The following is a 21,166-nucleotide window of genomic DNA, read 5'->3' on the forward strand; positions in this document are numbered from 1 at the left end:
AATACTTTTCATTTTTGTATAATTGGTATAGAATGAATACAGCATCGAAACGATACTTTACATAGACTTAGGAAGGAGTTTTGTGTGTGCTTATTACCTGTATTTGTGAATGTGCTTTCCATATTCATTATAGAAAACAGGAATACGATACATACTACCATATATGAGAAAAAGAAAACCTCTTATCATTGCACACAGAGGTGCAAAAAGCTTAGCAAAGCATGAAAATACATTAGAATCATTCCAAATAGCTATTGACATGAAACTAAATATGGTGGAATTTGATATTCGACAAACAAAAGACAAACAGTTGGTAATCTATCATAATCCAACCATTGCTCATAAGAAAATCTCAGATCTCACATATCGACAACTTACAATAATTGCACAAAAGAAACGACTTGAGATACCACTTTTAGAAACCGTCCTACAATTATGCCAAGGTAAAATTCGCCTTGACGTAGAAATCAAAGAACCTGGCTATGAAAAAGAGGTTGTATCCTTAGTTACTAGGTATTTTGGCTATGACGAATTTATTATGATCAGCTTCTATGATTCTGTTATCAAAAAAGTCAAACTCTTGGACCCAAAGATTCGTACAGGATTATTGATTGGATTAGAAAATGCCACTCTTCGTCAACGAATTCAGGAAATCTATCCCGTACAGCGTCTAAAAAACACGAATGCCGATTTTGTGGCTGCCCATTATTATCTAGTAACACGTTTTCTTTTGTATCTTTGTAAGAAGCATCATTATGATCTCGTGGTTTGGACAGTTAATCGAGATAAAGTTTTCCACAAATTAAGAAAGCAACGTGTTACTGCAATTGTTACTGATTATCCTCAGAATTATGTGAACAGCTAGCAAGTAGAGCATCCGCTCGTTTCTTTACGATTGGCCAATTAATATTATATAAGAAATTATTGATATAATTCTCTTTTTGTATTCCATATTGAATAAAATATGCATGTTCATATACATCAAGTACGATCAAGGGGTATGAATACACAATCTGCCCCTTGTCATGTGCATCCAGTAAGATATTCTGTAAACACTTCGTTCGTTGTTCATAAGCTAATATTGCCCAACCACGACTTGCCTTAGCTGTAGCAATAAAATCCAATTTCCAATTATCAAAGGAACCAAAATCTCTGGAGATCAAGTCTTCTACAGAAGATTGAATCGAATTTGCATATTGACCTCCACCAATATTACTAAAGTATAATTCATGTAGAATTACTGCATTTAAAGCAAAAGACTGACCATTCTTTAAACAGCGAAACTTGCTATATGTAGCATTCGCTTCTTCTGGTCTACTATTTCCCGCCTTCATAATCCCCATAATCTCATTATATTTTCGTATGTACGCTTCATATAACTGTATATGCTCATCGAATTGTATCTGATTAATCACCGTTATATCCTCATCATATTGAAAATCAATTTTTTCTAACATACTCCTTCCTTTCTAACGAATACATTCGTTCCTGTTATCTTCATAACCTACAACTACTCCATGAATTTTACCAGTGAACAGGACCTCCTTACTTGGTTACAATTTATTATATGCGAATCCTACTATACATAACCTCAAAAAAATGATAAACTTAAGTTAATCAAGAAAATATTCACTATTGTTCATGTTTTCCTGATTGTGAAAAGGAGGAGGTTCTATGCTAAAAGCAGTTATATTTGATATGGATGGCGTACTCGTTGACTCTGAACCACTCAACTTACAAGCCTTAATACAAAGTGTGCAACAATTTGGTGTCCAAATTACATTGGATTACTGTAACCAATTCATAGGTGTTTCTACAACCGAAACAATGCAGAAAATTATAGATGATCATAACCTTACTTGTTCCATAGAAGACTTAATTCTTGTTAACAAGCAAACAAAAAGAAAAATGATCAAAGAAGAAGGATACCCACCAATTCCTTTTGTAAAGACCTTTATTCAGGATCTTTATCGTCATGGTATTAAGATGGCAGTAGCGTCTTCTTCACCAGAAGCGGATGTTTTACAAGTAACAAAGACGCTAGGTCTTTACAAATATTTTGATAAGATCATCAGTGGGGATTCCGTTAAGCATTCCAAACCAGCACCAGATATCTTCTTACTAACCCTAAAAGAATTAGGTGTTTCTGCTTCTCAAGCAATGATCATTGAAGATTCCATGAATGGTTCCATTGCTGCCAAAGCTGCTAATGTCAAATGTATTGGATTCTTAAATCCCAATTCAGGAAATCAGGATTTAAGCCGTGCCTGCGTACTGATTGAAAGTTTTCAGGATATGGATTATCACTTTATTGAAAGTGAATATAGACGAGCTTATGGTCTTCCCGTAGAAATCACGAAAACCAAACGTCTTATTATCCGTGAATTGACAATTGAAGATATCAAAGCAATGTATAAGATCTATCAAGATCCGAAAGTTCATGAATTTATCGATGATATTGACGACTATCTTGAAGAAGAAATTGAAAAACACAAAGCGTATATTAAGAATGTATATTCCTTCTTCGGCTACGGTCTTTGGGGAGTCTTTATGAAAGATTCCAATGAATTAATCGGTCGCTGCGGGATTCAAAACCGTTCAATTGATAACAAAACTGAGATCGAATTAGGGTATTTATTAGATATTAATCACTGGGGCATGGGATATGCGCTAGAATGTACGAAAGCCGTTCTTTCTTATGCATTTGAATATTTAGGTATTCAACGAATCGTTGCTTCCATTGACAAGATGAATGCACGCTCTCTACATGTGGCTAAAAAACTTGGCATGCAACCAGAAAAAGAAATCATGGACCGTTGTCGTGCATGCATACTTTATGTGATAACAAAAGAAGACTATGATAAACAGCACCAAACGGATGAAGCAAGTAGACGAAAAGAAGCAGTATACCGTGTATTAAGCAAATTTGATGATGGTATTGATACCAGTGTATACAAGAAACGCTACCAATATCGAAAAGATGAGAAATAATTGAACTACAGGAGGCTCTACATGGAAGAATTTTATGCAGCAATCGAAGAAAAGATCAAAGCATCTGGTTATCCTAAGGAAGTAGATGGTTGCTCCATCTACACGGAAATCTCAGACTTTATCGAAGATAAAGAGAACGGGTCTTACCTATATCTATCAAAGAATCATGAAGATGATGTATTCGAATATCAGATTGATGTATTAACCGATCAGTTTAACTTATCCACTTTATCCATTACTAGTGGTGATCAGAATTATTTTATTAATTTTGATGCTTAACATTGCCTTATTACGGTCACGTGTTTGTATATCCTACTATTTATGTATGTATCCCTTACATGTATTTCTTGTTTTCTTGTCTTAACATGTAAATAGTCTGATACAAACACTATGACCCTGGGCTATTTAGCACTTGTATCTATAAATTACAAAATCTTCATAAATGGAATTTGCTATATCTTCCATTTATGAAGATTATTTATTTTATCTTAAATGTTTTATCATTTACTTTTTCTTATGAATCTTGTTTACTGTTTATTTTTTATTACTCTCTGTTGCATTGTTATTTGTATCTGTAGAATTATTTGTACCATTGGTATTACCATCTAAATCATCTACCGCATTCTCTACACCATCGATCACATCATCTACACCATTTTCAATGTCTCCACCAACTGTGTTTCCATCGGTTCCCGTACCGTTTGTCCCTGTTCCGTCTGTGGCTGTACCACCATTCGTTGTACCGCCATTTGTTGTACCACCATTTGTTGTACCATCATTGGTCGTACCATCATTGGTCGTACCACCATCTTGTGTTGTACCACCATTATTTGCTGTATCATCTTTGTTTGTACATGCAGTTACAACAAACATAGTCATACAAGCTACTGCTACTAATGCATATAATTTTTTTTTCATGGAATATTCCTCCTAGTACCTATACTTTCAACAACAAGAAAGGATTCCGTACGGTTCGGATTCCTTCTACTGTCATTCAAGATTACACCGTTAGTATTCCACTCACTCAACATATTATACATGAGAAAGTACCAGAAATTAAAAATCCTACTTGGTATTTTTGATTTTTAATGTATTTTGTTTTATATAATTTTATAAGTCTTTGTATTTTTATGTCTTGTTTTTATATTTTGTTTTATGTCTTTGCTTTAATCTTTGTTTTAATCTTTGTTTTCATATCTTCGTTTTTATGTCTTTACCTTTATGTCTTTACCTTTATGCCTTTACTTTTCATTAACTCCATGATCTTCAAGAGCACTCTCAATAACAAAATTACCATCCAAAGAATAATTATTCAATCTTTCATCTTCTGTATTCTCTTCCTTGTATCGTTCAATAAATTCCGTCATGTTTCCTCGAAAACGAAGAGGAAGGTTTTGTCGTTGCAGTTTCAGATTTGTTCGTTCCATGATTGCAATTGATTTCACAAAAGCTTTCCACAGATTTTCCATGTCTTCTTCTTCAGAATCCACTTTACCCAAAGCAGTAAAATCAACATCATTGGTACGAACTTGTACCCACCCATGCTCTACCTGATGAACGGCAGCTAGCTCTCTCCCTTCATCATGGATGATCCAATTCTCACAAGGTAATCGATCAGCAAAATGTGGAGCAAGTAAAGCAACGATATTATTCTTGGGATTAATCTTTGCATATAATACCTTATTCTTCAACTCAAAAAATCGAAGGAAGCCAAGATAATGATGAACTTCATTCCCAACGGTTCGGTTCATCTCGAAAATTGATTGCACACTTTCATTACTGTAATTTGTTATGATGGAAGGTCCATAATAGATGCCTAATTGAATAAATCGATAGATCACATCCGCTTTATCTAACCTGCTTGTCATAGCCGCTCTACAAACAGACTCATACGCTTCTACTGACATCTTTTTCTTAATGGTACGTCCAACTTTCTCTGCTTTTTCTAAATCGGTATTCACGGTGATATAAGTTGAGAAAAGCTGATAATTGCTTTCATAGGATTCGATCTGTACCTTACAATTCTTATTGCCATATCCACTAGCCCATGCATCATATACCGCCGTGAAGATACCATCGATACTATCCTCACATAAAAAGATGTATTGTTCCAACTGTACTCCCCTTTTCTAATACGTATAACTCTATACTTTTCTACATTAATACTATTTTGCAATTGCAATATTACACGAACATACAAATGCTTTCTAAGGATTCTGTGCTTACGCCTTTAAAGCCATATTAAAGTTCTTTACATCAAACAAAGACAATTGCTGATAGGTTGTATTCTCTTCTAATCCAAGCACGATCTTATCCTCTAATGCTGTAAGCTGATTCGTTATAAAATTCTCATTAAACTTCATCGGATACATATTCTTCCCATTGCAAGTTATAAAATACATGGCTCTCTTTAGTACAACACCTATCTTCTTCAGATCATGAAAATCCAGTTTTGCGTGCCTTCTTGCATCCATAATACGTTTGGCTGATTTCACACCAATTCCTGGTACTCGCAATAGTGTGTAGTAATCCGCTTTATTGATTTCAACAGGGAATAGATGCAGATTACGTAGCGCCCAGTCACATTTAGGATCTAATAGCACATTAAAATTAGGTTGTTGTTCACTCAATAGTTCCTTGGATTCAAATCCGTAATATCGCATTAACCAATCCGCTTGGTACAAGCGATGTTCCCGTAACAAGGGCGGTCCACCAGGAATTGTTGGTAACAAGGCATCATCATTCACGCGGATAAATGCGGAGTAAAATACACGCTTCAAATTAAAGTTTCGATATAAAGCTTCCGCCACTGAAACCAGCTCATAATCATTCTCTGGCGTTGCTCCAATGATCATCTGTGTACTCTGCCCAGCTGGTACAAAGGTACGATCCCCCTTTTTCATCTGAACCGAAGAAAGACGTTTCACACGCAAGGCGTTCTCTTTATGTTGCATGCTTAGTTCCTTATTATTCAATCCCGTAGCAATCATTCCTTGCTCTTTTGTTTGGATTAATCCATTCTCCTTCTTAGGTAATAGAATTTGACGATTTGGCAATCCAAGTTGTTGTCGATTTTGATAGATTTCATTCTGAATCTGCTTCATTGGTCGTAAAATATTCTTCCGATTCTTGTTAGGTGCAAGCATCTTCAATCCATCCGCAGTGGGTAATTCTAGGTTAACACTCATACGATCCGCCAACCAACCTACTCGATCCACTAATTCTGGATCTGCTCCTGGTATTGTCTTCACATGTATATATCCATTAAATTGATGAACCATTCTTAATTGATAGATTGTTTGATAAATCAAATCCATTGTATAATTGGGATTCTTCAAAATCCCTGAACTTAAGAAAAGTCCCTCTATATAATTTCTTCGGTAAAACTCCATCGTGAGGGAACATACTTCTTCTGGTGTAAAGGAGGTTCTTGGTACATCATTGGAGGCACGATTAATGCAATACTTACAATCAAAGATACATTCATTGGTAAAAAGAATCTTCAAAAGAGAGATACATCTTCCATCTGCAGAAAAAGTATGGCAAATTCCACTTGCAACGGAATTCCCCATACTTTTCCCATCTCCTTGCCGATCGACGCCGCTGGATGTACATGCTACATCATACTTTGCGGCATCGGATAAGATTTCTAATTTTTGTTGTATTGTAAGATTTTCTTGAATGTGCATCTCACTGCCTCCATAATCAGATCATTTTCCAAACAAACGTTTGCGTTTTTCTTATAATAGCACATATGTTCGTTTTTTTCAAGTGGTAATTGAATTATGGAACTATTTTACGATTAAATAGACTAATTTTTTCTTACTAACTCTTTACGATAATCCGGATTAAAGTACCTGATTTCTTTCTCCTTTGCTCCTAAGTAATCGATTGCCTTTGCAGGACACACGTTAATACATGCATTACATTGTACACAGCCCTTTCCCCATTTTGGCACTTTGTGATTCTTACTCCTCTTATCCTTCAACTTAATCACATTCATTGGACAAGCTTTTGCACATAATCCACATCCTACACATTGGTCATTGGCTTTGAATAGTGGGATTATCTTACTTGTCTGAAAAAATCGATATATTACATGTGACTTATAAAATGAATATTTGATAGGTCGGTACGTGAATTTGTTCGCAATAATGTCCTTAATTACTCTTTGAATGGTTTCTTTTGATGCATCCAGTTTCTTTTTCGCTTCTTCCGGATTATTTACGTCTCCTCCTATTACGTAACAATCTGGCATAATAATTTTAAAATCACCTTGTAATGGTAATCCAATATGAGCAAGTGCACGTTTGATCTTCTCTACTGCTCCTTCCCAATCATCACCACAAGTAAGTATAGAATAGGTATAGGCATCATAACTATTTGTAAGCTGTAATTTTTTGATAAAACGTAACACGATTGTAGGTGGTGCCCATGCATGAATGGGATAAACGAAACCAATTTTCTCTCCTTCTGCTACTGCATAGGAAAACTCCTTATTCTGCCATGCCTCTGCTATACTAATAATCTGATCCTTTGTCTTCTCTGCAACTTCCTTTGCAACACAATAGGAATTCCCTGTTCCTGAAAAATAAAATATCATCTGTATTCCCTCCACTTATTATCTATTCATCCTCATTTTTTCCTTTTCGCTTAATTAAGCCTATTTTTCTTCTCCGCTAATATAAAAATTATTTTGTAAGATGGAACGTATCATCTCTTTCCAATCTCCAGAATATTTTGTTCCTTTCATAATTGCTATTTCTGTAATTCCGTGTACTACTGCCCACATTCCTACGATCATCTTAACTTTTTCACTTTCCTCTACCCCTAATTCATTCATATATCGATAGGCCGCATTTCTAAAAATATCAAATGCTCTATAATTACTCGTCATCTGTGGTTGATCAAAATCAATAGATATATCTCCTGCTGTATAGATAAAATTAAAATACGCTGGGTACTCCATAAACAATTGAATATAAGCGGTAGCAAGTCCATACAGAATTTCTTCGTTCCCATCATTCTTATGGTTAATTTCAGCCGCTTCTAGTTGATTAGCAAATGCTTCTTTCACATGTTCTTTCATAGCTAAAAATAATTCTTCTTTATTACTAAAATGCTTATACACCGCTGCATGACTAACATCACACATTGTTGCTAGCTTACGAAGAGATAAGGTACTATACCCATTTTGATTGACATAATCAATCCCCTTCTCAATTAATGTTTCTTTTAGATTTCCATGATGATACATTGTTTTTTCACTCATTGTTTTTTCACTCATTCTATAGCCTTGTACGTTAAATGAACGTTTACCTTTCCTCTATTTTATATAGTACGATTCATTCGTTTTGTTTCTTATGTTTTCACTTTGAACTTTCCTATGAATTATAGCATGAATGTTACTATCGTCAATACATGATAAATTTTTTGTTCATTATTCATCACTCCCATCACATTTTCTCATTGTTACCTGCTTTACAACGTGTATTCTATAAATAGAGGATGCGATACCAAAGCACCCAATCACTCCTAATATCACATCTATTATGTAAGTATTGTTCTTATTGGAGTTCATGATCATGACTATCATAGGCGTGAAAAAATAGGACGCGGAAACAATTTTCCCTACTGGATCTCGTATAAATACAAATTCTTTCATTCTACATTTTGAGAGTATATAGGAAGTAACTATATAGTTCATCGTTTTATCTGTTATCAGAATCAAAAACCATACCGGTAGCAATTGATGGAAGTAAAGTAGAATATGCATTAAAAATACATAAATCACATCCATTATTACATCAAGTAATGCCCCTAATGAATCATCAATATGCAATTTCCTAGCTATCTTGCCATCAAAAAAATCACTTAACACGATACTAATAAAGCAAAGAATGATTTTCGTAATCACATTCCTTTCACATCGTCCAGCCAAGTATTGGCTCAGATTGATTGCAAGAATAATTGTAAACAACAATCTAGAAAGCGTAAGTATGTTTGCGATGTTATTATGTAATAATCTTTTTATCATCTGTGCATTCCTCCATACTGATACCATCTATTTAAGAGTTAATAGCTCTTTCTTATAATCTGGATTAAAGTATCTGATTTCTTTTTCTCGTGCTCCAAAGTAATCAATTGCCTTTTTCGGACATACATTGATGCATGCGTTGCATTGTACACAACCTCTTCCCCATTTGGGAATCTTATGACTCTTTTTCTTATTGTCCTTCATCTTAACAACACCCATTGGACACGCTTTTTCACACAAACCACATCCAACACAATCGTCATTTGTTTTAAATAACGTTGCAATCTTACCCATCTGAAAAAATCCGTATATCACATATGATTTATAAAATGAATATTTGACTGGACGGTACGTGTCTTTATTTGAAAGAATATCCTTAATAACTCTTTGAATTGTTTCATTTGATGCCTCTCGCTTCTTTCTTGCAATCTCTGGAGTATCTACATCGCCGTTGATCACACTACAATCTGGCATAATAACTTTAAAATCCCCTTGTAATCGTAATCCAATATGAGTCAGTGCATGTTTGATTTTCTCCACAGCTCCTTCCCAATCATCTCCACAAGTTAAAAAAGAATACACATAAGCATCATAACTATTCGTAAGCTGTAACTTTTTTATAAAACGTAATACTACAGTAGGAGGAGCCCACGCATGTATTGGATAAACAAATCCTATTCTTTCCCCTTCCGCTACTGCGTATGAAAACTCCTTATTCTTCCATGCCTCTGCAATATTAATAATCCTATCCTTTGTTTTCTCTGCTACTTCCTTTGCTACGCAAAAAGAATTTCCTGTTCCTGAAAAATAAAATATCATCTTTCTACCCCCGTTTATTATTATCTACATTCTCTTTTGTTCGTTTTTCTACGCTTGTGTCAATTATCTTACTTCTACTATAGCCTTTTATTATGTACAGTTTTACTTTTTTGTTTTTATAAGTTACCGATGGTAACTTATAGGGATAATAGAACCAGTGATAACTTGCTTTCATTATGTTACCACTGGTAATTTCATTTTTGAATTATATCATGCCTATTTTATTATGTCAATATAGCTTATTAATAATTTTATCCGCTTTTCGTATTAAGATAATCCGTATGTTGGTAGATTGTATTTTTCCATGTTACGGAATGAATATGAAACAAATAAGCAAACCTCAACTTGTCCTCGCTCGTAGTGGTTCATTATAGAGTACGCAACCGAAAAGCGGCACATACAAGCTTTCAGACATAATACTTGTATGTGCCGCTATAATGCAGTGGATATTCATTTTAGTTGATGATCATTTTGTCAAATTGGAGTTTAGTAAACCCATAATAATTTTGAAGCAATCATCTGATGATTTCTCAAACATTTCACCAAATTCCTCTGCTCCACCATGAAGCGTATCAGAAATTCCCTTAATGAATAAAACACCAATATCATGCATATTTGCTGTGAGTAGTATTCCAGCAGCTTCCATTTCCACAATATCACAACCAAACTGTTTACTAATTCTCATCTTTTCTTCACTGGTACTTACAAATTTCGGACCCGAAGCACAATTTACTTTTTTCAAATTTGGTATGATCTGCAATGCCTTTTCCAATAATTTCTCGTCTGTTTTCATATATATGGAGGGATATTCATAATGTCTACCAACTTCACAATTATCAGCTTCCGAAGTATCAAACGTATAATCAACAATATGATCTATAACACAAACTTGTTCTAAGCCAATTTCTTCCGTTAAAGCTCCGACAATACCAAAGTTAATAATAAACTCCACTTGATATAAAGAAATGAGAATTTCTGTTGCTGCAGCAGCCTTTACTTGACCAGCCCCCGAATGTGCAACGATAATTTGCGTATCATTCATTTCATAAAAATAAATATCAAATTTTCCTACTTGTTCTTTCTTGATATATGTAAAATCCGATTTTAATACACTATCAATTTCTACTGCAACTAATAAACCTATCCTTTTCATGTATTTCTCCTCCTCATGCAAAACTCTGATTTTGCAATTCTTTTATCTAACAAAATGTAGTACCTATAGTATATCACCCGGATCTATAATTTTCTACATCATTCTAGTAGCGTTACTTAATACATTGGCGAGTAAGATTTACGCAGAATTTTAAGAGCCTTTGTTCTTTCGCATTAGAGAAATTGAATATTTTTTGTGCTGTCTCATACTTATTATCTTACATATGCATGTTACAGCAAATACACCTCCACATATTCCAATATATATTGGAAGAAATTCTCGAGATTTATCTTCGTTTTGAATCATTTCCTTTACGATAGCATTTCCTATAAAGCATCCAATTATATAACTAATACTATATTGTATAAATGTATTCCTCATTAACTTGTCAAGACTATAACCATGTGCACGAAGAATTCCATATTCGTACTGATGGCGAATCATATCAATGTATACTGATGCAATAATATATATGATCAGTGCAATAAACGTATAAAAGGATATGGTAATTCCTGCAACTAAAACATAATTTCGAATGATTGTATCATACGCAATCATTTGACTAGTAGTAAATAGAATGCTACCTTGAATATTGGCACTACTTGATTACATAATTCTACAAGATCCCCGTACCATCACAGGGTTCAACTGCTTGTTTATACACAAAAAGCCAAGAACACAAAATAATTTGTGTTCTTGACTTTTACTAACGTCTCATATATTAATCAATAAATCCAATCTTGTTCAAAGGCCAAACACGTAAGAATGCTTTTCCTTCTATATAATCACGATGTACCGCTCCAACCTCTTCATAACGGCTATCGTAGCTAATTTCTCGGTTGTCTCCTAAAAGGAAGTATTCATCTTCCCCTAAGGTTAATGGTTCTTTCGCAATTCCAGAATAGTGAATTGGATCTTTTCCATAATTCTCTTTTAAGATTTCTCCATCAATATAAATATCAGAACCTACAATCTGGACCGTTTCGCCTGGTAATCCGATGACACGCTTTACATAGTATTCTTCCACATCTTTTCCATATGGATAGAATACAACGATATCAAAACGCTTTGGATCACCAATGATATAACTAATCTTATCAATCAGTAGGCTTTCCTCATTATGCAAGGTATTCAACATGGAATCCCCATCTACAACGGTACGTTGCAGTACATAATTCGGTATGATATATAATCCTATAATAAAAATTACAACGTATACAAGAAGTTCCTTTATGATGCTCTTTCTTTTCTTTTTCTTCGCTTCTATACTGTCCCTTTGGCTTTCTACCTCTGGATTGATAGAAGCATCAAAATGATCGTCCTTCTGTTCTCCTTCGTTCAACCTATCTTCAGAAGAAGTTTCTTCGCCCAAAGTTGATATAGGATCGTTTCGATATGTGTCAACGTCTACAGTACTTTGTGCAAAATCGAAGTCATCATTTGAGTAATCTCTATCTTGACTCATCCTGTTTCCCTCTTCTCTATAAATCTAAGATCTCACAAACCACGTAGCAACTAACAACAATATCAAGTTCTTAGAAACTACGCAATTACTGAATGGTACTTTATGACGTTTACTCACTTTGTGTGACTCTGCAATCACACGTATCCCCTTAGCGGTAACCTAATCAACTAAAGTATCTTCATCTCCAACAATCTTAACTTTTGATTTATATAGTTCCTCAACTGCGATAGAAAGAGGTTTTGGGCAACTTGCGTTAACCATTGGTTTGCTTCCGCTAATAATCTGTCTTGCTCTCTTGGATGTAGCTAAAACGATTGAATATCTGCTATTAACTACTGGATCTTCTCCTGGTTCAACCTCACTATTTACTACGTTCATTAAATCTGTATAAGATGGATGTAACATATTATCGATCTCCTTTCTTAAATACCTCTAATTGTTTACTCATTTCTTCAATAAATGCTTCATTTCTCAATGTTTTACTATGTTCACTTTCGATGATATCGTTTAACTGCTCCACACACTCATCTAAATCATCATTCACAACGATGTAATCATAGTCTTTCATATAAACCGCTTCTTCTGATGCGCGACTTAATCGTTTTTCAATCTTATCAAGACTTTCTGTACCACGATTAATAAGACGGTTCTTAAGTTCCTCTGCACAAGGCGGTGTTATAAATAGCAATAATGCGTCAGGAAACTGCTCTCTTACATGAAATGCACCCTGCACTTCTATCTCAAGAATAACATCTTTTCCTTGCGCTAACTGATCTTCCACATATTTCTTAGGTGTTCCATAATAGTTGCCGACATATTCTGCCCATTCTATTAATTCACCTTGTTTAATCATACTCTCAAAACGTTCCCTTGTCAAAAAGAAATATTCTCGTCCATCTTCTTCACCCACACGTGGTGCTCTTGTAGTTGCAGAAATGGATAAACCATACTCATATTTCTTCAAAAGTGCTTTCATAAGAGTTCCTTTTCCAGCACCAGAAAAACCGGATACTACGGTCAATATCCCCTTCTTACTCATCATCATCACCCTTTTGATCCATTTCATCTTTACTATTCACACGGTTTGCAATCGTCTCTGGTAGTAGTGCAGATAAGACAAGATGATCATTATCTGTAACAATTACTGCTCTCGTTTTCCTTCCACAAGTCGCATCAACGGCTGTCCCATTATCTTTCGCATTCTGAACCATTCGTTTTACTGGGGCCGCATCTGGGCTAATGATTGCAACAATCTTTTTACTATTGATAATATTGCCAAAACCGATGTTAACTAAACCATTCAAACAGATTCCTCATTTCTATTCAATATTCTGTATCTGTTCTCTTACCTTTTCAATCTCTGTTTTTAAATCAATTGCAATATTGGTAATTTCAAGGTCATTTGCTTTGGAAAGGATTGTGTTCGCCTCTCGATTCATCTCTTGTGCAATAAAATCCAGCTTTCTTCCGATACCATTTTCCTCATCCAAAGCTGCTTTCATACTCTTAATATGGCTCTTCAAACGAACCGTCTCTTCGTCAACACAGATCTTATCTGCAAACAAAGTGATTTCCGTTGCAAGTATGCTTTCATCTAGTTTTGTATCCCCTAATAGTTCCTGAACCTTAGCGGTTATCTTTTCCCGATATTCTGTTACAATCTGAGGAGAACGTTTCTCTACTTCCTCTACTAAGGTAAGCATACCATCTAATTTTCCAATAAGGTCATTCTTTAAATGCTCGCCTTCCCTTGTTCTTGCTTCCACAAACTGTTCACAGGCATGTACAATAACCTCTTCTAACAAGTTCCAAAGCTTCGTTTCATCAACTGTTTGTTCCTCTAATGTTAATACTTCTGGATATCGTGATAGACTTGATACATTGATATCATTAGATAAATGGAATTCATCCCCCATTAATCGAAGTTTCTCCAGATATTCTTTTGCTATATCTGCATTGTATCGAACACAGATCTTATTCTCTGTGTAATCTTCATATGAAATAAATACATCAACTTTTCCTCGTTGTATGTATTTTTTTAGTAAGCTTCGGATCGCTGCTTCATAAAAGCCTAATTTCTTAGGCATCTTCATTGAGATATCACAGTAACGATGATTCACTGACTTAATCTCTACAACGACCTTTCGTTCTTCGTTTGATACTTCATATCGACCAAACCCTGTCATGCTTCTTAACATAGACTCACGTCCTTCATTTTTCATTCCAACAACTTAAGGGATAGAACGGTTCTATCCCTTAAGACGCACTTAATTAATTATAGATTACTACACTTCATAAGTCAAGATGTTATTCATATATTGGTTTTTTCCTATACTTGTGGTACACTATGAGTTAATTAATAACACAAACTTCGCACTTGCATGTTTTGAGTGAGCAGGTGATTGCTATATAGCAACCGCCTACTCTAGTTAAAAGCTTTGATGATCGAAGTTTGAGTTAAGGAAAAGGAGTTTTCAGTATGGCATTAGACGGACTCGTTATAGCAAATCTAATAAAAGAATTAAATGATACGCTCTTAGGTGGTCGTATCAATAAAATATCGCAACCAGAAAATGATGCTCTTGTGTTACTAGTCAAGAACAATCGAAGCCAGTATAAGCTTTTTTTATCAGCCAATGCTAGCCTTCCTCTGATCTACCTTACACAGGAGAATAAACCAAATCCCATTACGGCACCTAATTTTTGTATGTTGCTTCGGAAGCATCTGAATAGTGCACGTATCCTTAGCATAACCCAACCTGGTCTAGAACGAATCATTGATATTGAGATTGAACATTTGAATGAACTAGGGGATGTATGTACCAAGCATCTAATTACAGAAATCATGGGAAAACACAGCAATATTATCTTCTGTGATGATAAGAATATGATTATCGATAGTATTAAGCATATCTCTGGTTTGGTTTCCTCGGTTCGTGAGGTTCTTCCTGGTAGAGATTACTTTATCCCTGAAACCCAAGATAAATGGAATCCTCTCGTGGTGGATTGCGATCATTTTCTAGAAAAAGTTATGACCAAACCACTACCGATTTCCAAAGCGCTCTACACCTCGTTAACCGGAATCAGCCCTTTGATTGCAAATGAACTCTGCCATCGTGCATCGATCGATGCAGATGCTTCAACAAGTTCACTAAGCGAGTTGGAACAACTTCATCTATATAAAAACTTTGAGCGCCTTATGGACGCAATTAAACATCAAGAATTCACTCCGAATATCATTCTTAAGAATGGCGCACCACACGAGTTTTCGAGTACTTGTTTAAGCATCTATGAAGAGGAGCAACATCAAGATTTTGATTCCATTAGTGCATTACTTGAACAATACTATGCACAAAAGAATACGATCTCACGAATTCGACAAAAATCCGTTGACCTACGTAAGATTGTAACCAATGCAATCGAACGTACCCGTAAGAAATACGACTTGCAAATGAAACAGTTAAAAGATACCGACAAGCGCGACAAATACAAAGTCTATGGAGAGCTGATCACGGCTTATGGCTATAATGTAGAAGAAGGCGCAAAGCAAATGAACGCACTGAACTACTATACCAATGAGGAAGTAACCATTCCACTTGACCCTACTCTCACCCCAATTGATAATGCGAAAAAATATTTTGACAAATATAGCAAGCTCAAACGAACCTTTGAAGCATTAACCAAATTCACAGAAGAAACAAAAGAAGAGTTAGAACATCTAGAATCTATCAGTGCTTCCCTTGACATTGCTCTTCAAGAAGAGGACCTTGTGCAATTAAAAGAAGAACTTATGGAGTACGGCTATATGAAACGAAAATTCGTTTCCAAAAAAGATGCGAAAAAACAAAAGGCAGCCAGTAAACCATTTCATTATATTTCCTCTGATGGTTTTCATATGTATGTTGGTAAGAATAACTTCCAAAACGACGAACTAACCTTTAAGTTTGCCGTAGGAAATGACTGGTGGTTCCATGCAAAAGGAATGGCTGGTTCCCATGTTATTGTTAAGACCAATGGTGAAGAACTTCCAGACCGTACCTTTGAGGAAGCTGGCAAACTTGCTGCTTATTATTCAAAAGCAAGAGAACTTACCAAAGCAGAGATTGATTATACCGAGAAAAAGAATGTAAAGAAACCAAATGGTGGAAAACCTGGCTTCGTTGTTTACTACACCAACTATTCTCTTGTAATTGAACCTGACATTACTGGAATTGAAGAAGTAAAATAGCGCAAACTTCGCTGTTCAATTACAGCCCTGAAGGGTTATCCTAAGGCATTTTCAGCAATTAATATATCGAAACGCCTTTATTGGATAGTTTTCTGGCAGCAATTGAACTGCGAAGTTTGAGTAAAATAAGAAATAATGCAAAACAGAAAGGAAGATACCAATGATTCAATCCGATTACCATATGCACTCTAGTTTTTCCGACGATTCAGAAGCAACCATGGATAGTATGATTCAGCGTTCCATTGAACTAGGTTTACACACGATTTGTTTCACCGATCACATGGACCTGGATTTTCCGATAGAATTTGGTGGTGGCTTCATATTCAACACAGAAATCTATGTGGAACGCCTAGCTGCTCTTAGAGAAAAATACGCAGACAAGATTAACATTCTATGTGGCGTTGAATATGGTCTTCGACCTTACCTCAAAGATGCATTCCATCATCTAACAGAGGTAAATACATTTGATTTTATCATTGGTTCCTCCCATTTAGTTGGCAAGATTGATCCCTACCAGCCTTCTTATTGGGAAGGGATTACCGAAGAACAAGGAATTACTAAGTATCTAGAAGCCATCTATGCAAATGTGAAAACCTTCGACGATTTCGACGTATATGGACATATTGATTATGCGGTACGTTATGCGCCAAACCGCAATAAAAATTACAGCTACGAAAAATACGCCGATCTCATTGACGCAATCTTCACTACTCTGATTCAAAAAGGGAAAGGAATTGAAGTCAACACTGCTGGATACAAATACGGACTTGGTCATCCCCATCCACAAACAGACCTATTGAAACGTTACAAAGAACTTGGTGGTGAACTCATTACGATTGGTTCCGATGCGCATAAGCCAGAACATATCGGATACGATTTTGTAAAGGCAGAGGATTTGCTGAAAAGCCTAGGCTATTCCTACTACACCATTTATCAGAATAGGAAACCGGAGTTTATTACTCTATAAATGAGTTGTCGGTCCTTTGTTCTCCACACACTCGCACATAAGGTAGATGTCAACTGAAGCTGACATCTACCTTATGTGCGAGTGTGCATCCCCGTTGGGTTTGACGGCTATTTCAAGTTATATGTATACAAAATTATTATTCACCGTTAACAATACGAACAGATCAAGGACATCGTTCCTTCCAGTGTAAAATCACCATATCCGGTTGGCAATATGAAATGTGTTCCTTTCTTAATTGTTACTCCATCTATCATACCTTTTCCATCAATAACACTATAAATTAAAAAGCGCTTATCTTGTGGCATTGTGATATTACCATGTACATCTTGCTTCTCTACTGTATAGTACTTGCAGGTAACAAGCATTTCTCGATCCATTGCCTGACCTTGTTTGATTTCTCGTTTTGTTACCGCTGCGGATTCTTCAAATGGGGCTTGAATCACGTCAATACTTTTCTCAATATGTAATTCTCTTGGTTTTCCATTTGTTAACCTTCCATAATCATATACTCGATAGGTTATATCACTATTTTGCTGCGTTTCCAGTATTAAAGTTCCACCTTTAATGGCGTGTACTGTTCCTGGATTGATCTGAAAGAAATCCCCCTTCTTAATTGGAATTGTCCGAATGAATGCTTCGAATCTTCCCTCATGGATCATCTGCGCAACTTCTTCTTTGTTCTTTGCATGATGTCCGATTACAATAGAAGCATCTTGATCACAATCTAATATGTACCAGCATTCCATTTTTCCAAAAGAACCATTTTCCTTCTGCTTGGCATATTCATCATCAGGATGGACTTGTATACTTAAATCCTGTTTTGCATCAATAATCTTAACAAGCAATGGGAATCGTTCCCCCTCCATATCACCAAACAGCTCTCGATGTTCCTTCCACAACCTAGAAAGTGTTTGCCCCTGATATGCGCCACATGCAACAAGGCAATCACCATGATCATGGGCACTTACTGCCCAACATTCACCCGTGTGTTCACTTGGAATGGCATAATGATAATCATCTCGTAATCTTGTTCCTCCCCATAAAACCTCTTTCATAACAGGTTCAAGAAATAGGATTTGTTCTGTCTGTTTCATCTACTATTCACACTCCTTTTCCTTGGTTATCTCATCTACTGCTAATTTAATACACCCTAATATTCCTTGGTTATCATTTAGTTGTGGAAAAACAATATAATGTGCAAGATCATCTGTCTGTTTTGTACATATATATCCGTTCAATTGTCGTTTTACTTCTTCTCTTATAATTGGCATCAACTGTTCCTGATGCATCACTCCCCCACCAAGTATAATTCTCTCTGGTGATAACGTAAGTATATAATTAACCAATGCTTGGGCGATATAGAAGCCTGTTATCTCCCAAACTTCTTTTTGGTCTGCTAATTCCATTGCTTTTTTCCCATATCTAGCTTCAATCGCTGGTCCAGATGCCAACCCCTCCATACATGACCCATGATATGGACAACAACCCTGAAACGTATCCTCTGGATGTTTTGCTAACAGGATATGTCCAGCTTCTGGATGAAGCATTCCGTGTAGTGGTTTACCATTGATCAGTACCCCTACTCCTACTCCCGTTCCAATTGTTATGTATATGCTATTCTTAACGTCCTTGGAATTCCCCCAAGTTGCTTCACCAATAGCAGATGCATTCACATCCGTATCAAATCCAATGGGTACGTGCAGTTCTTTTTTCATTGCCCCAACGATATCAAAGTTCCTCCAAGCTAATTTCGGCGTTGAAGTGATATAACCATATGTAGAAGAATTCTTATTCAAATCAATTGGACCAAAACAACCAATTCCTAATGCGTCAATCTTTTGTTCCTTAAAATATTGAATTAACTCTGGCATTGTTTCCTTTGGTGTTTTGGTTGGAATGGATTTCCGATCTAGGATTTCTCCCTGTTCGGTTCCAATCGCTACTACCATCTTGGTTCCACCCGCTTCTAATGCACCTATTCTCATATTCTTTTCCTCCAATTATGAACAATACTGTATTATAATCTATTATTAAATAAATATATTTTATTAATTTATTTTAAGCTAATATTTAATTATTTTCAAGCTAATTATATTATTAATTTTCTCACCTCTTTTAAATCAAACTACTTATTGGTGTGCAAAAAAAGAAAACGTCTGTCTTTCAAACAAACGTTTTCCTATTTTGAATTGTATTATAAGAACTGTTCTCCCGTTCCATAATGTTCTACTACATAATCAATATCCTTGTCTCCACGACCACTTAAGCATACAAGAATAGAACCTTGTTTCATCTCCTGTGCTTTTCGAATGGCATATGCAACTGCATGCGAACTTTCAATGGCAGGAATGATTCCTTCTAATCTGGATAATTGGAAGAATGCTGACATTGCTTCTTCATCTGTCGCAGTTGTATATTGTACTCGTCCAAGATCATGGAGGAAAGCATGCTCTGGACCAACGGATGGATAATCAAGTCCACTGGCAATGGAGTATACAGGAGCTGGATTTCCATCTTTGTCCTTTAACATAATACTCTCAAAACCATGCATAACTCCCTTTTCTCCATATGTCATGGAAGCCGCATGATCACCTAGTTTTGGACCTCGTCCAAGTGGTTCTACACCAACGATATCAACTGGTTCTTCAAGGAATGGAATGAACATACCAGCAGAATTACTTCCTCCTCCAACACAGGCAGTAACCACATCTGGTAAGAATCCTGTCATCTCTTTAAATTGGTCTTTTGCTTCATATCCAACAACAGATTGGAAATCACGTACCATTAATGGAAATGGATGTGGTCCTAAAACGGAGCCGATACAATAGATGGAATCTTTATAATTTTTTGCATAAGATTCGAATGCAGAATCCACCGCTTCTTTTAAAGTCTTAAGTCCTGATGTTACTGGCACTACTTTTGCTCCAAGAATCTTCATTCTTGTAACATTAGGTGCTTGTTTTGCAATATCGACTTCGCCCATATGTATCTCACATTCCAAACCAAAGAATGCTGCTGCCGTTGCTAAAGCAACACCATGTTGCCCTGCCCCTGTTTCAGCAATCAGACGTTTCTTACCCATGTATTTGGCTAATAAGCCTTCTCCCATACAATGATTTAATTTATGTGCACCCGTATGATTCAAATCTTCTCTCTTAAGATAGATCTGACAATTTCCATACTTTCTTGAAAGTCGTTCACAATGGTATACTGGCGTTGGTCTGCCTTGGAATTCTTTTCGAATTCTTCTTAATTCATTGATAAACTGGGATGAATGACAGATGGTTTGATAAGCATCATTGATTTCTTCAAATGCAGGTTTTAATTCATCCGATAGATAAGCTCCACCATATGGCCCAAATCGTCCAGTTTTATCTGGATAATTCTTTAGGTATGTTCTATAATCCATAATCTCCTCTTTTCTGCGTAACCTTGCGTGGCTTAGCGCATCGCTTTAATGTTTTAAATCAATAAACTAATTGTAGCATATTATTTGCAGTAACGTC

At 35.8% G+C, this 21,166-nt stretch carries 23 protein-coding genes; 5 read left to right on the forward strand and 18 right to left on the reverse strand.

Going from position 1 to position 21,166, the window contains the following annotated elements; all coding sequences use genetic code 11:
* Positions 1 to 163: 163 nt before the first annotated feature.
* On the forward strand, positions 164 to 865 hold the full coding sequence (locus HBB17_RS20130) for a glycerophosphodiester phosphodiesterase (protein ID WP_167959306.1): 702 nt from the start codon (positions 164 to 166) through the stop codon (positions 863 to 865).
* Here HBB17_RS20130 and HBB17_RS20135 read toward each other — a convergent pair.
* Positions 831 to 1,457, reverse strand: a complete 627-nt coding sequence (locus tag HBB17_RS20135; protein WP_167959307.1) for a superoxide dismutase — start codon at positions 1,455 to 1,457, stop codon at positions 831 to 833. The two genes, HBB17_RS20130 and HBB17_RS20135, sit on opposite strands and share 35 nt — an antisense overlap.
* A gap of 217 nt (positions 1,458 to 1,674) precedes the next feature.
* On the opposite strand from HBB17_RS20135, the gene HBB17_RS20140 reads away from it, so the two are divergent.
* Both HBB17_RS20140 and HBB17_RS20145 read left to right on the forward strand, forming a co-directional pair.
* Positions 1,675 to 2,991: a GNAT family N-acetyltransferase gene (locus HBB17_RS20140; RefSeq protein WP_167959308.1), complete on the forward strand. Its 1,317-nt coding sequence runs from the start codon at positions 1,675 to 1,677 to the stop codon at positions 2,989 to 2,991.
* 21 nt (positions 2,992 to 3,012) lie between these two features.
* The gene (locus tag HBB17_RS20145) at positions 3,013 to 3,270 is read left to right on the forward strand and encodes a hypothetical protein (protein WP_167959309.1); all 258 of its coding nucleotides are present in this window, start codon (positions 3,013 to 3,015) and stop codon (positions 3,268 to 3,270) included.
* A 255-nt stretch (positions 3,271 to 3,525) separates the two neighbouring features.
* Here HBB17_RS20145 and HBB17_RS20150 read toward each other — a convergent pair whose 3' ends face one another.
* The 14 genes from HBB17_RS20150 to HBB17_RS20215 form a co-directional block, all read right to left on the reverse strand.
* Positions 3,526 to 3,909 carry a hypothetical protein gene (locus HBB17_RS20150; RefSeq protein ID WP_167959085.1) on the reverse strand — a complete coding sequence of 128 codons (384 nt, stop codon included), beginning with the start codon at positions 3,907 to 3,909 and terminating at the stop codon, positions 3,526 to 3,528.
* A gap of 323 nt (positions 3,910 to 4,232) precedes the next feature.
* On the reverse strand, positions 4,233 to 5,105 hold the full coding sequence (locus HBB17_RS20155; RefSeq protein WP_167959310.1) for a TIGR03915 family putative DNA repair protein: 873 nt from the start codon (positions 5,103 to 5,105) through the stop codon (positions 4,233 to 4,235).
* Between the two features lie 108 nt (positions 5,106 to 5,213).
* Complete coding sequence (locus tag HBB17_RS20160) at positions 5,214 to 6,680, reverse strand: putative DNA modification/repair radical SAM protein (RefSeq protein WP_167959311.1); 1,467 nt, start codon at positions 6,678 to 6,680, stop codon at positions 5,214 to 5,216.
* Positions 6,681 to 6,802: 122 nt separating this feature from the next.
* Positions 6,803 to 7,594: an EFR1 family ferrodoxin gene (locus tag HBB17_RS20165; RefSeq protein WP_167959312.1), complete on the reverse strand. Its 792-nt coding sequence runs from the start codon at positions 7,592 to 7,594 to the stop codon at positions 6,803 to 6,805.
* A 60-nt stretch (positions 7,595 to 7,654) separates the two neighbouring features.
* A complete protein-coding gene (locus HBB17_RS20170; RefSeq protein WP_167959313.1) occupies positions 7,655 to 8,278 on the reverse strand; it encodes a TetR/AcrR family transcriptional regulator in 624 nt (207 codons plus the stop codon).
* Positions 8,279 to 8,431: 153 nt separating this feature from the next.
* Positions 8,432 to 9,028, reverse strand: coding sequence for a CDP-alcohol phosphatidyltransferase family protein (locus tag HBB17_RS20175; RefSeq protein WP_167959314.1), 597 nt, complete (start codon positions 9,026 to 9,028; stop codon positions 8,432 to 8,434).
* Positions 9,029 to 9,055: 27 nt separating this feature from the next.
* Positions 9,056 to 9,847 carry an EFR1 family ferrodoxin gene (locus HBB17_RS20180; RefSeq protein ID WP_167959315.1) on the reverse strand — a complete coding sequence of 264 codons (792 nt, stop codon included), beginning with the start codon at positions 9,845 to 9,847 and terminating at the stop codon, positions 9,056 to 9,058.
* 466 nt (positions 9,848 to 10,313) lie between these two features.
* Positions 10,314 to 11,000, reverse strand: coding sequence for a 5'-methylthioadenosine/S-adenosylhomocysteine nucleosidase (locus HBB17_RS20185; protein ID WP_167959316.1), 687 nt, complete (start codon positions 10,998 to 11,000; stop codon positions 10,314 to 10,316).
* Between the two features lie 150 nt (positions 11,001 to 11,150).
* The gene (locus HBB17_RS20190; protein ID WP_167959317.1) at positions 11,151 to 11,558 is read right to left on the reverse strand and encodes an FtsX-like permease family protein; all 408 of its coding nucleotides are present in this window, start codon (positions 11,556 to 11,558) and stop codon (positions 11,151 to 11,153) included.
* A gap of 163 nt (positions 11,559 to 11,721) precedes the next feature.
* Positions 11,722 to 12,465: a signal peptidase I gene (gene lepB / locus HBB17_RS20195; RefSeq protein WP_167959318.1), complete on the reverse strand. Its 744-nt coding sequence runs from the start codon at positions 12,463 to 12,465 to the stop codon at positions 11,722 to 11,724.
* A gap of 159 nt (positions 12,466 to 12,624) precedes the next feature.
* Positions 12,625 to 12,870 carry a DNA-directed RNA polymerase subunit omega gene (rpoZ, locus tag HBB17_RS20200; protein WP_167959319.1) on the reverse strand — a complete coding sequence of 82 codons (246 nt, stop codon included), beginning with the start codon at positions 12,868 to 12,870 and terminating at the stop codon, positions 12,625 to 12,627.
* A gap of 1 nt (position 12,871) precedes the next feature.
* Entirely contained in the window at positions 12,872 to 13,504 is a 633-nt protein-coding gene (gene gmk, locus HBB17_RS20205) for a guanylate kinase (protein WP_167959351.1), read from the reverse strand.
* Positions 13,497 to 13,769 (reverse strand): DUF370 domain-containing protein, encoded by a 273-nt coding sequence (locus HBB17_RS20210; RefSeq protein WP_167959320.1) that lies wholly within the window; start codon positions 13,767 to 13,769, stop codon positions 13,497 to 13,499. The genes gmk and HBB17_RS20210 overlap by 8 nt, the downstream gene beginning before the upstream one ends.
* Positions 13,770 to 13,784: 15 nt before the next feature.
* Entirely contained in the window at positions 13,785 to 14,663 is an 879-nt protein-coding gene (locus HBB17_RS20215) for a YicC/YloC family endoribonuclease (RefSeq protein ID WP_167959352.1), read from the reverse strand.
* 281 nt (positions 14,664 to 14,944) lie between these two features.
* Here HBB17_RS20215 and HBB17_RS20220 point away from each other — a divergent pair, with 281 nt between their 5' ends.
* Positions 14,945 to 16,693, forward strand: coding sequence for an Rqc2 family fibronectin-binding protein (locus HBB17_RS20220; RefSeq protein ID WP_167959321.1), 1,749 nt, complete (start codon positions 14,945 to 14,947; stop codon positions 16,691 to 16,693).
* 160 nt (positions 16,694 to 16,853) lie between these two features.
* Positions 16,854 to 17,660, forward strand: a complete 807-nt coding sequence (locus HBB17_RS20225; RefSeq protein WP_167959322.1) for a histidinol-phosphatase HisJ family protein — start codon at positions 16,854 to 16,856, stop codon at positions 17,658 to 17,660.
* A gap of 146 nt (positions 17,661 to 17,806) precedes the next feature.
* Here HBB17_RS20225 and manA read toward each other — a convergent pair whose 3' ends face one another.
* The 3 genes from manA to trpB all read right to left on the reverse strand — a co-directional run bounded on the left by manA (position 17,807) and on the right by trpB (position 21,069).
* Entirely contained in the window at positions 17,807 to 18,754 is a 948-nt protein-coding gene (gene manA, locus HBB17_RS20230) for a mannose-6-phosphate isomerase, class I (RefSeq protein ID WP_167959323.1), read from the reverse strand.
* 3 nt (positions 18,755 to 18,757) lie between these two features.
* Positions 18,758 to 19,645, reverse strand: a complete 888-nt coding sequence (locus tag HBB17_RS20235) for an ROK family protein (RefSeq protein WP_167959324.1) — start codon at positions 19,643 to 19,645, stop codon at positions 18,758 to 18,760.
* Between the two features lie 209 nt (positions 19,646 to 19,854).
* Positions 19,855 to 21,069: a tryptophan synthase subunit beta gene (gene trpB, locus HBB17_RS20240; protein ID WP_167959325.1), complete on the reverse strand. Its 1,215-nt coding sequence runs from the start codon at positions 21,067 to 21,069 to the stop codon at positions 19,855 to 19,857.
* Positions 21,070 to 21,166 lie beyond the last annotated feature (97 nt).

Origin of the sequence: Anaerosporobacter faecicola, from assembly GCF_012070565.1 — a bacterium.
Classification (GTDB): Bacteria; Bacillota; Clostridia; order Lachnospirales; family Lachnospiraceae; genus Anaerosporobacter; species Anaerosporobacter faecicola.